We start from the raw sequence: 11,385 nt of genomic DNA, 5'->3' as shown, positions 1-11,385 counted from the left end.
TTCACTCCCTACAATTTTAGGATACTGACTTAGAACTAGAATGAAAACTATTTACACTTAACTGAAAACAACTCTCACTCTCATTGATTTTCTTCTTTCACTTTCTTTCGAACAAATAGTCAAAGATACCTTTTTCTCACTTTTTGTGCTATACTTTTAATTCGTTATTTACGGCGGAAGGAGTAATATACGCAATGAATGAAAGACAACTAGAACAACAACACGTGGATGAAACCATTCAGTTGATCCAGCTTGAGCAAAAGCTATTAAACACTAAACAACAATCTCTTACCCAAGAGATGCAAGATTCTACGAAAGACACCGCCAGCCATAAAATCAGAGGTGGGTCTAATGAATCCTTTTATGAATCAGCTGTCGGATACCGCCAACATGAGCAAGAATTGCTTTTAAAATACCATACGCTTGAATCGCAGCAAAAAAGGCTCCAAACGTTAACAGTTATGGAAGACAACCCTTACTTTGCCCGAATCGATTTTAAAGAAGAAACAGATGCAGAGACACTTTATCTAGGAATCGCTTCTTTAAGAGATCTCTCTGAAGAAACAATCGTAATCGACTGGCGTGCCCCAATTGCTAACCTTTATTACGAAGGGGAAATTGGACCAGCCTTCTATGAAACAGATACTGAAAAAATCAATGTTGAATTACTGCTGAAACGTCAGTTTAAAATCTTAGATGGAAAAATTATTTCGATGGTGGATACTTCTGAAGTGATCAACGATGATTTCTTACTAGAGATCCTAGACGATGCCTCAAGTGCGCATATGAAAAATATCGTCTCTACGATCCAAAAAGCCCAAAATGCCATTATTCGTGATACAACAAGTCAAGTGATGTTGATCGAAGGAATCGCTGGTAGTGGAAAAACATCCGCTTTATTACAACGGATCGCCTTTTTACTTTATCACAATCGAAAATGGTTAGATGCCGAGAACGTTTTACTTTTTTCTCCTAATCATCTTTTCTCTGACTATATTTCGACTGTTTTGCCTTCTTTAGGTGAAAGTGGTGTACCTACGCAAACCTTCAAGTCTTATTTGGAACAGTTATTACCTGAATTTTCATTGTTAGAAGAAGAGCAACAAGAAGTTGGTTTTTTATCTGGAGACAAGGACCCGATCCAAACCTTCAAAAGCGGTCTTCAACTAATCCATCAGATTGATCGTTATATCGATCATATTACTGGTTTTGGTCCCTTGTTTAGAGATATGAAAATTAACGGTCGGACGATTTTAGCAAAAGAATCGATCCGCAAATGGTATCAAGAAACCAATGAACTCTTACCGTTACATCAACGTCTCTCCTTGTTGCAAACAAAATTATTAAAAAAATTGGGTGGACTCCAAAAAGATGAAATGCGTCAAAAATGGGTCAAAGAATTAGCAGAAGAACAATTGCAAGACTTATATGCGAATGATCCGAACCTTGAGTATACGGAGCAAAAAGAACAGTCTTTACGAAAAAAACTAGCGAATCAAATCGTGAAGAAAAGATTCCGTCGAATCTACCGCGGTATCAATCAGTTTCAATTTGTCAATTTGACCAAACAATACCTTCACTTTTTACAAACCGTACCTCAGGCGCTGTTGGCTAAAAATGACATTAGCGCAACGATGTGGAACGATCATTCAGCCTTATTAAAAGAGAAGCTTCGTCAACGAGAACTACGACAAGAAGATGCAGTATTATTCTTCTTGCTGATGCGTCGCATCCATCCAGTGTCTGTGATGCAAAAAGCTCGCTATATCTTTATCGATGAAATGCAAGATTTCGCTCCCGCTCAGGTAGCTCTTTTACAAGCGATCTATCCAAAAGCTAATCTCACTTTTTGTGGTGATCTAAATCAAAATGTTTTCGGCAATGAAACGATTACTGGCTCTTTGGATCAACTATTTAAAGACCAAGAAATCACACACTTCCAGTTAACGACCAGCTATCGTTCAACAAAAGAGATCACGGATTTTGCGAATCATTTTCTTACTGAGGAAAATCAAGTAGAAACGACGGCTCGCAAAGGTACGCTTCCTTCTATCGTGAAAGGTTCCTCCTTAGAAGAACGATTAAATTGGTTAAAAACTACGCTTGAAACGACTCAAGAAAATACCCGTTACTGGCGTACCGCAATCATTGGTAAAACACAGACTGAGTGTGAACAACTCTATGAACAGTTGCCCGAATACTTAAAAGATCGTGTCCAATTGATTTCTGATGAAACAGATTTTATGAAACGACAAATCGTCCTACTACCAGCATTCTTGGCAAAAGGGCTCGAGTTTGATCGCGTTTTCTTATGGGGAATCGATGATACAAACTTTGCCACTAACCAAGATCAATTAGTTCTTTACACCATGTGTACAAGAGCCATGCACGAACTCGTTTTAGTTACTTCTGAATCTGAAAGTCCTTTGATTGAATCCATGGACCCAGCATTATATACCACTATCAATATATAAAAATAAAGGGTTGTGACAAAATTTTTGTCACAGCCCTTTATTCTTAATAAACGGTGTTAAAGAAGTAGCTTCAAGAATAAGAAGCTAACCACTTAGTCACAACCTCGCCTTTTAAACAAATGATTCAGTATCTGGATACTTTAATTTAACTAATGAAATAATCATTCGCAATTCTTCTATATTTTCAGGATACTCAGGATCAAAGACTTTACTATGACGCCCAATCCCCCCGTTATCTATCAGCCGATAAATTCGATTCCAATCAATAAACTGTTCGATTGATCGGAAGTTACTGATCGGATAGCCTCCACTATCAAGGATTTCTGATAAACGAAAAGCTAGATAAGCACTGTCGATCACTTTTACTTTTTTAGAATCATATTTTTCATTTTTTTCAATTAAGATTTTTGTTGGTTGATGTTTTAAGCTCCATTCTAACAAACGAAAGAAAGCTTCCATACGATAATTTTCTTCAAATAATCGAAAGGTTGAATCTGAACGTCTAAAAAGTAAAGGGATTAAATAATTTCTTTTGTAAATCAACATGGGGACGCGATCAACCATACATTCCAAATAGCGATTAAGGTAACCAGTACCTACGTAATTTCCTAAACGATAACCTTCTACACCATAATGGGCATATTTTTTTGCTAATTTTGAACAGTCTGTGATATTCACAGCTAACTCTTCGATCTTTTGGTAACCGCTTAAAATACGTTCAAAAGGCTCTAAACTAATTTTTGCTTCCATAAAATTTCCCCGCCTACATCCACATTCCTATGTATCATTTTTCCAATAATACGTCTACATCAATAATAACACAGGACGAAACAGAATAAAAAATAAAACATACGAAAAAAAGATAAAATCATTGATTCGTCATAAACTACTGTTTTTTCAGAACGAATGATCTTCTTTTAAGCGTAAAAAAATAGTCTGAGAGACGAATCGTCCCAGACTATTAGCAGGTGTAAAAACGAAAAACGGATAAATCGCAAGTCGGAAGCTATCCGATGCTTTCACAACCTTCATTCGTTTTTATCGTTTAGTCTTCCAATGCTACATTATGGAAAACATGTTGAACATCTTCCAACTCTTCCAACGCATCAATCATTTTTTCAAATGTTTCTTGGTCTTCTGGTGAAAGTGTCACTTCATTTTGAGGAATCATTTGGATCTCAGCAATTGAAAAATCAGTGATTCCTTTTTCTTTCAATGCTTCTTGGATACTATGGAAATCAGCAACTTCACCATAAACGATGATTTGTCCATCTTCTTCCATGACATCACGTACATCAATCTCTTTATCCATCAAATATTCAAGGATCTCATCTGCATCTTCGCCGGCAAAACCAAAAATCGCTGTATTGTCGAACATGTAAGAAACAGCTCCAGAAACACCCATATTTCCGCCGTTTTTACCAAAAGCAGCACGTACATCAGCAGCTGTACGGTTCACGTTGTTTGTTAAGGTATCAACGATGACCATTGAGCCATTTGGTCCGAATCCCTCATAACGTAATTCAGAATAAGTTTCATCTCCCGCACCTTTTGCTTTTTCAATTGCACGGTCAATAATATGTTTAGGTACATTATAAGTTTTCGCGCGTTCAATGACGAAACGTAGTTTTTGGTTAGCGTGTGGGTCTGGATCACCTGATTTTGCTGCTGCATAGATTTCAATCCCGAATTTTGCATAAACTCGGCTATTATTTGCATCTTTTGCGGTTTTTTTCGCTACGATGTTTGCCCATTTACGTCCCATATTCTCACTTCGCTTTCTAATTTTGATCGTTCATTTCTGATAGTGGTTAAGCACAAAAACGTCCTGTTCCATTATACTTGTGAATCTGGATTCTGTGAAGTATTTTTTCTAAATCTAGTCATTTTTTAGGGAGGTGTTTCCTTGTATGATCGATTATAGTCGTCTTTTGGAATAGCTACTCAACAAGCTAGACAAAGAATTTTTTACAAAGCGACATATTCAAAATATTGAACTAAACTTTCATTCAGATTAGTCATTTCACTTTGTTCCCACCAACCAGGTTTATTTCGAAACATAAGGTCTTCTTCCAAAATTTTGTTCAGGTATCGCCCCACCGAGTTGATAGATTTGATCACTCCGAACCAAAAGGTGTGCCAATTCTGCTTCTTTTTTGCCGATTTTTGAGATCAAGGGTATCTCTTTCTTTTCTTTTAAAAACTGTTGTCCTGCCTTGGTAAATCCTAAAATATTCAAGTAACATTTGTCTTGTTGGTCATGGATTTCCTCATGATGGATGTTCAATAATACGTAACAAGCTAAACGTTGGATTCTCGTCCAAGTATATCTTTTCGTCTTGACTAAAGTGACAAATTCCTCGAAAGAACTGGCTTTCTTCGCAGCCGATTGCATTCTCACTTCAAGTCCTTCCGTCATCTGATAGATAGTTTTCAAATTGGCTAGCTCCGTAGAAAGCAAACGATAACGTAACAAGGGCCAGTAATTCGCCCATGTTTGTTGCGAACCTGCTTCGATCATCGCTGCGGTGGCAGCAGGTATAAAATTCGTTACGGAGCGTTGTTCACTGAGCGCTTTGCGAATAGCGGTCGCACTTGCGATGGAGGAACTGCTCCATTCTTCATCGTGATAACCAGCACTTTTTCTGGTAATCGGTACTAATTTCATTGGCTGGGCATACTGAGCATTTTCTTTCGCATAGCTTAACCCTAAAATGTGATTAGGAGAAGAAAAATCGAGAGCGATTTCTGGATAAAGTGTGTTGAACACTGCTGTCATCTTCTGCGGATAGCTCATTCCTTGATCAGGCAAACGTTGAAATTCACGGTCAATCCTTAATTGGTTTTGCTGTACAAATTTCCCAAAAGCTTCGTAATTAAATGTTGACTCTTCTTCTGTACCAAAACAAAGATGTGTACAGCCGAGCATCTGTAATAATCGCACAGCTCCTTTGGCAAAGTAATCTGCTGATTGCACAGACCATTCTATCGGTAGTTCAATGACCAAATCCACTCCGTTTTGGAGGGCAGCAGTTGCTCTGGACCATTTGTCGATAATTGCAGGCTCACCACGCTGTAAAAAATTCCCACTCATCACTGCTATCACGATATCTGCGCCCGTTTGTTCACGAGCCATTTCCGCATGGTAGCGATGCCCATTATGGAAAGGATTATATTCAACAATAATGCCACAAATTTTCATCGCATTTCCTCCATTTCTTAATAGGAATAAAACAAACAGTTCATACTTTCGGTCAATCCTAAAATGATCAATTTGGTTTTTAACTGTAAAAAAATAAGCAGGAGAAATCGAAAAATCGTTTCTCCTGCTTTTCAAATGACGCTTCAGCTTATTTTTCATCAAGATATTTCTAAAGTATTTTTTTCATTTTTTAGCAGAAAAACGTCACTATTTGGCGCAGACTTTGTTGATGATTTACTCGTCTTGGCCATTATTCGTTACTTTTATACTATTATAATACTATCTGAAACAACGCGATTCACGACAGTTTTTTTTTGCGATTACACCTCGCGATAAGGTAATGTTTCGTATTTAACAAAAGACTTTTTTCGTGTCCTATTCCTTATATGCCACAAAAAAGAGACGTTTTGTATCTTCCTTTGGTTGTTCGTCGGTGAAATCACCAAATGCTTCTACCTTAGAAAAACCACTATTTTCTAACATTCTTAAATAATTATCCAAAGAATAAGTTTGTTCTTGATGCAGTTCGTCTTCTCGAATAAACTTACCTGCTTCTTCGGGATCTTCCACAAAGAAAGTCAAGAAATGTTCAATACTGTGCTTTTCCTTACCTGGGTAACTATCCCATAAAAAGGCAAACTGATCATTTTGATAATGGTAACTATATTCGGGAAACACCGTGTCGATTTGATAGATAGAATGAACATCGAATATAAAACGTCCATTTTCTTCCAACGCTTGATACACTTCGTCAAATACTTGCTGCACTTCTTGTTCATTCTTCATATAGCACAAAGAATCTGAGAAACATGTGATTGCTTGGTATTGACCAATTTCTGACAGATCAAGCATGTTTCCTTCAACAAATTGGATTGGTGTTTCCTCTTCAAACGCACGTTGGCTAGCAATCATCAACATCTCTTCTGAAAGATCTAACCCTGTGACATGGTACCCAGCTTTAGCAAAGGCAACAGCTAGAGCACCTGTTCCGCAAGCTAATTCTAAAATATTACATGTTTCACTTGGTAAGTGTCGTTTTGAGAAATCTAACCATTGTTGATATAAGGTTTCATCCATTACCTCATCATAAACGAAAGCAAATGTTTCGTAAGCCATATTAATCGATCCATTCATTTAGGTCAACAAGTGGTGCATCTGACCATAATTTTTCTAAATTATAGAAACTTCTTTCTGGCGCATGGAAAACATGGATGATCAGATCTCCTAAGTCGATCAGAATCCATTTTCCGCCTTCTTTTCCTTCGATACGTTTTACTTCGTAATTGTTTTCTTCTTCTTTTTCAATGATTTCTTCTGTAATTGCATTTAGTTGTCGTTCACTGTTTGCCGAACAAATCATGAAGTAATCTGCTAGTAAAGATACTTCTCTCACATCTAAAGCAACGATATCTTCTGCACGTTTTGAATCGGCAGCTTGCACTGCAATTTGTAGTTGTTCTTTGCTATTTATAGTAATTTCCTCCTAATGGGTAGAGATTATTTTTTAGCTACCCAATGATTATATGTTTCAATTGTTTTTGGATAAATCTGTTGTTCTTGTTCAATCAAGTGAGCTAATGTGTGCTTTGTCTCAAAAGCTACCGCTTCGTCTAAATCAAGCAACGCTATTTCACGCGCATCTTGGACTCCAGGAAACGAGCGACCAGGTTCAATATAATCTGCTACATAGATGATTTTATCTAATAAAGACATTTCAGCCGCACCAGTGGTATGAACTCGAATGGCATGAAGGATCTCTTCATCTGTGATACCAAGCTCTCTTTCAACAAAAGAGGCGCCAACTAAACCATGCCAAATCGCATTTCCATAATGAAGAAGCGCTGGGTCATAGCCATCTCGCTTGATAACTAAAATAAATTCATCATCAGGCCGTTCTTTCGCATAATCATGTGTCAAAGCAGCAATACTAGCTTTTTCTAATGAACAGCCGTATTTGCCGGCAAGGGCAATCGCCGTCTCTTCCACCCCAAGAACATGCTTGAAACGTCGTTCACTCATTCGCATTTGGACTTTTTGCATCAACTCTTCTCTTGAGTAAGTTGTGTATTTATTACTATAGTCCATCTTGATATAGCCCTTCTTTCTCGATATACTCAATGACCTTATCAGGTACTAGATAACGAACGGAACAACCTTGCTGGATCTTCTGCCGTATTTTAGTTGAGCTGATATCAATGGTTGGCACATCGACCCAAATCACTGGGTAAGGCGTTTCGGTTGAGTAACCTGCTCGACGAATACCAACAAAATTGACCATTGTCACTAGTTCATCGATTTTATACCATTTTGGTAGATATTCTACCATGTCGCCACCGATAATAAAATAGTAATCGGTATTAGGGTTGTTTTGTGTCAGAGCTTTCATCGTATCATAAGTATAGCTTTTGCCTTTTCGAGATAACTCGATCGGTTCAATAGCTAAAAAAGGATTATCTGCTATCGCAAGTTCAAGCATGTTTAAGCGATGATTGGCAGCGATTGTCGTTTTTTCATCCACATGTGGAGGTTGATAAGAAGGCATTAAATAGACCTCATCCAACCCTAAATTTTTTCCTGCCTGTTCTGCCATAACTAAGTGTGCCAGGTGAACTGGATTAAAAGTACCACCTAAAATCCCCACCTGTTTGCGTTTTTCAAAAATTTGAGGCATCTCTTGAGGAAATACTTGAGATTCGACAAAAGCTTCCGCTTGCGATTTCATATTAACCACTCCTTAAATTGCGTTTACTTCTTTAGAGATACGTTGATATTTTTCCTTTGAAGAGGGTTTGTATAATACAAGAACTCGTCCAATGATTTGAACAACTTGACATCTGACTGTTTCTTCTAAAATACCAGCTACCTCTTCAGGAATCTCATCGGTATTTTGTAATAACGTTACTTTGATTAACTCACGTTTTTCCAGCGCTTCTTCAATCTGAACCATCATGGCAGAATTGATTCCACCTTTACCAATTTGAAAAATCGGTTGTAAGTGGTGTGCCTGGCTTCGTAAAAATCTTTTTTGTTTTCCTCTTAAAGTCATATTCTTCCTTCTTCCTTAAATCAAGGCCTTTCGTTTCATCACATTCACACCTTTTGGCGCCCAACCTGCTACGACTGCCGGTTGTGTCACTGTGATCCATCCTAAGCCAGCAAATACGATATCTGTTTTTTCTTTTACCGAAAATTCAAAACGAACCAATTCGGGAAATTCATTTACTTCATCGGGACGAGGTGGTTGTAATAATCCACCGACGTGTTTCACATAAAATTCATCGGCTTTTGCTAATTTCGTTCGATGAATAGTGACATCATTTGAAACATAAGCAATAAATGAACCGCGTTGCCCACTGATAAAATCAAACCTTGCTAAACCGCCGAGAAAGAGTGTCTGTCCTTCATTCAATTGGTATCCTTTAGGCTTGATTTCTTTCGTTGGTGCAATGATTCTTAAATCTTTTTTCCCAAGATAATGCGCCATTTGATGTCGATGGATAATCCCAGGAGTATCAATCAAGAAGTGCCCATCATCTAAAGGAATCTCGATCTTATCTAAAGTTGTCCCTGGAAATTGAGAAGTCGTAATCACATCTTTGACACCTGCTGTGTTCTTGATGATTTGATTGATCAATGTCGATTTACCGACATTTGTCACACCAACGATATAGACGTCACGACCTTCACGATACTCTTCGATTTTTTTGAGTAGATTTTCCATTTCATTCGCTTTTTTTGCGCTTGTCAATAATACTTCAACCGGACGCAATCCAGCTTCATGTGCACGCTCTTTCATCCATTGGATCATTTTTGGTTTCTTCAGTGATTTAGGTAAAATATCCACTTTGTTTCCGACCAAGAGCACCGGGTTATTACCTACAAATCGGTGTAGTCCTGGAATCAAAGAACCATTAAAATCAAAGATATCGACAACATTGACGATCAAGGCATCTTCTTGTCCTAGTTCATTCAGCAGGCGCAAAAAATCATCATCTGTCAGTGAAACATCTTGGATCTCATTATAATGTCTTAACCGGAAACAACGTTGGCAATAGACCTCACCTGATTCTAGTCCTTTTTCTAATGCTGCTTTTGGTGTATACCCTAATTCATTAGGATGGTCGGTTTGGATCGTTGCTCCACACCCAATACACTGTAGTTCTTCGTTCATTCAATTCCACCTCGCCAGCCCATATCAGGATTGTGTGCTAATAAATAGGCCATGATTTTGCGTTCCCAAAAACGATTGAATCGTGTTTTCCAACTATCCGTTTCAATGATTGGTTTAACCAAGATACTTCTGATACCCGAACGATTAGCTGCTCGGATATCTGTCATGATTTGGTCACCGATCATCACAATTTCATCATCTGAAAGATTCAACATTTTTTTTGCTCGATTCATTCCTACGGCTAAAGGTTTTAATGCCCGAGCAACATACGTCAATTCAAATTTATCGATCGCTCGTGCTACTCGTTCAGAGCTATTGTTTGAAACAACCACTACTGGAATACCAGCATTTCTCATTTCTAAGATCCAGTCGAGTAATTCCTCTGTTCCATCAGGATTGTTCCAAGCGATCAACGTATTGTCCAAGTCAGTCAAAACTGCTTTAATCCCTAAGTTTTTTAATTGTGCAGGGGTTATCTTGTAGATGGCATCGACCATCCATGTTGGTTTATATTTTGAAAACATTTTGTCTCCTCATCTGCAAAAAATGAAGGAGCACGAAATGTACTCCTCAGCCCTATATTATACTTCATTCTTTCCAAAAAAACTACCTCTACACCTGAATCCTTCTGAATAAACAACTATTAACCTGAAATGATGAACAGACCGAAGTTACCAAACACTTTTAAAAGAGAAGAAATCATCCGTTTGACTACACTGATAAAATAAAAACTCTCCAAACACGAGAAACTGTTTCGAGAGTTTTCATTCGATTTTTTATTCTTTGGATGTTACTGACTTTTATAATATTTTGGATAAAAATGCGACTGTTCGTGGATGACTGGTTTGTTCAAAAATAGCCGTCGGTGTACCTTCTTCAAGAATGGTTCCTCCATCCATAAATAGAACTCGATCACTGACTTCTTTTGCAAAGCCTATTTCGTGAGTCACAATGATCATAGTCATCCCTTCACGAGCTAATTGCAACATGATTTCTAACACTTCTCCGACCATCTCCGGATCAAGAGCTGAAGTCGGCTCATCAAATAGCATGACGTCGGGTTGCATGGCTAAAGCTCTCGCAATGGCGACCCGTTGTTGTTGCCCCCCAGATAAAGACTGAGGATAAGTATCGGCTTTTTCTAGCAGTCCTACTTTCTTTAGCAGATCTCTAGCAATCTTTGTTGCTTCTTCTTTTGATTGCTTTTTGACTTTGATTGGTGACAAAGTGATGTTTTCTAAAACCGTCATATTAGGGAATAGATTAAACTGTTGGAAAACCATTCCCATTTTTTCTCTTGTTTTAAAAATATCATTTTGCTTGTCGGTAATTGTCATTCCTTCAAACTTGATTTCACCAGAAGTTGGTATCTCTAATAAGTTGATGCATCTTAGTAAAGTGCTTTTTCCCGAGCCTGATGGTCCTAAAAGTACCACGACTTCTCCTGGATAAATTTCAGCGGAAACGTCTTTCAGTACTTCCTGTTCACCGAATTTTTTATTTAAATGTGTAATTTTAATCAATGATTTGGCCATTTA

At 37.8% G+C, this 11,385-nt stretch carries 12 protein-coding genes; 1 reads left to right on the top strand and 11 read right to left on the bottom strand.

The window, feature by feature from the left end; genetic code table 11:
- Positions 1-194: 194 nt before the first annotated feature.
- Complete coding sequence (gene helD, locus IGJ18_RS04740; protein ID WP_438842950.1) at positions 195-2,474, top strand: RNA polymerase recycling motor HelD; 2,280 nt, start codon at positions 195-197, stop codon at positions 2,472-2,474.
- 111 nt (positions 2,475-2,585) lie between these two features.
- Here the strand turns inward: helD and IGJ18_RS04735 are convergent, their stop codons facing one another.
- The 11 genes from IGJ18_RS04735 to IGJ18_RS04685 form a co-directional block, all read right to left on the bottom strand.
- Positions 2,586-3,224, bottom strand: a complete 639-nt coding sequence (locus IGJ18_RS04735; protein ID WP_010719653.1) for a hypothetical protein — start codon at positions 3,222-3,224, stop codon at positions 2,586-2,588.
- 295 nt (positions 3,225-3,519) lie between these two features.
- Positions 3,520-4,239, bottom strand: a complete 720-nt coding sequence (locus IGJ18_RS04730; protein WP_063626840.1) for a YebC/PmpR family DNA-binding transcriptional regulator — start codon at positions 4,237-4,239, stop codon at positions 3,520-3,522.
- 282 nt (positions 4,240-4,521) lie between these two features.
- Positions 4,522-5,676, bottom strand: coding sequence for a nucleotidyltransferase (locus IGJ18_RS04725; protein WP_438842949.1), 1,155 nt, complete (start codon positions 5,674-5,676; stop codon positions 4,522-4,524).
- Between the two features lie 375 nt (positions 5,677-6,051).
- A complete protein-coding gene (locus IGJ18_RS04720) occupies positions 6,052-6,792 on the bottom strand; it encodes a class I SAM-dependent DNA methyltransferase (protein WP_010719656.1) in 741 nt (246 codons plus the stop codon).
- 1 nt (position 6,793) lies between these two features.
- Positions 6,794-7,117: a ribosome silencing factor gene (gene rsfS / locus IGJ18_RS04715; protein ID WP_010719657.1), complete on the bottom strand. Its 324-nt coding sequence runs from the start codon at positions 7,115-7,117 to the stop codon at positions 6,794-6,796.
- A 56-nt stretch (positions 7,118-7,173) separates the two neighbouring features.
- Positions 7,174-7,761, bottom strand: a complete 588-nt coding sequence (yqeK, locus tag IGJ18_RS04710; RefSeq protein ID WP_010719658.1) for a bis(5'-nucleosyl)-tetraphosphatase (symmetrical) YqeK — start codon at positions 7,759-7,761, stop codon at positions 7,174-7,176.
- On the bottom strand, positions 7,751-8,398 hold the full coding sequence (locus tag IGJ18_RS04705) for a nicotinate-nucleotide adenylyltransferase (protein WP_010738127.1): 648 nt from the start codon (positions 8,396-8,398) through the stop codon (positions 7,751-7,753). The genes yqeK and IGJ18_RS04705 overlap by 11 nt, the downstream gene beginning before the upstream one ends.
- Before the next feature lie 12 nt (positions 8,399-8,410).
- Complete coding sequence (yhbY, locus tag IGJ18_RS04700; protein WP_010719660.1) at positions 8,411-8,722, bottom strand: ribosome assembly RNA-binding protein YhbY; 312 nt, start codon at positions 8,720-8,722, stop codon at positions 8,411-8,413.
- A 15-nt stretch (positions 8,723-8,737) separates the two neighbouring features.
- Positions 8,738-9,847 carry a ribosome biogenesis GTPase YqeH gene (yqeH, locus tag IGJ18_RS04695; RefSeq protein WP_010738128.1) on the bottom strand — a complete coding sequence of 370 codons (1,110 nt, stop codon included), beginning with the start codon at positions 9,845-9,847 and terminating at the stop codon, positions 8,738-8,740.
- Positions 9,844-10,371, bottom strand: a complete 528-nt coding sequence (locus tag IGJ18_RS04690) for a YqeG family HAD IIIA-type phosphatase (protein ID WP_010719662.1) — start codon at positions 10,369-10,371, stop codon at positions 9,844-9,846. The genes yqeH and IGJ18_RS04690 overlap by 4 nt, the downstream gene beginning before the upstream one ends.
- A 276-nt stretch (positions 10,372-10,647) precedes the next feature.
- On the bottom strand, positions 10,648-11,382 hold the full coding sequence (locus IGJ18_RS04685) for an amino acid ABC transporter ATP-binding protein (RefSeq protein ID WP_010738129.1): 735 nt from the start codon (positions 11,380-11,382) through the stop codon (positions 10,648-10,650).
- Positions 11,383-11,385 lie beyond the last annotated feature (3 nt).

Origin of the sequence: Enterococcus sp. AZ078 (genome assembly GCF_051714985.1) — a bacterium.
Lineage (GTDB): Bacteria > Bacillota > Bacilli > Lactobacillales > Enterococcaceae > Enterococcus_B > Enterococcus_B hirae.
The sequence above is the reverse complement of the archived record's forward strand: the minus strand, read 5'-3'. Positions and strand labels throughout refer to the sequence as shown.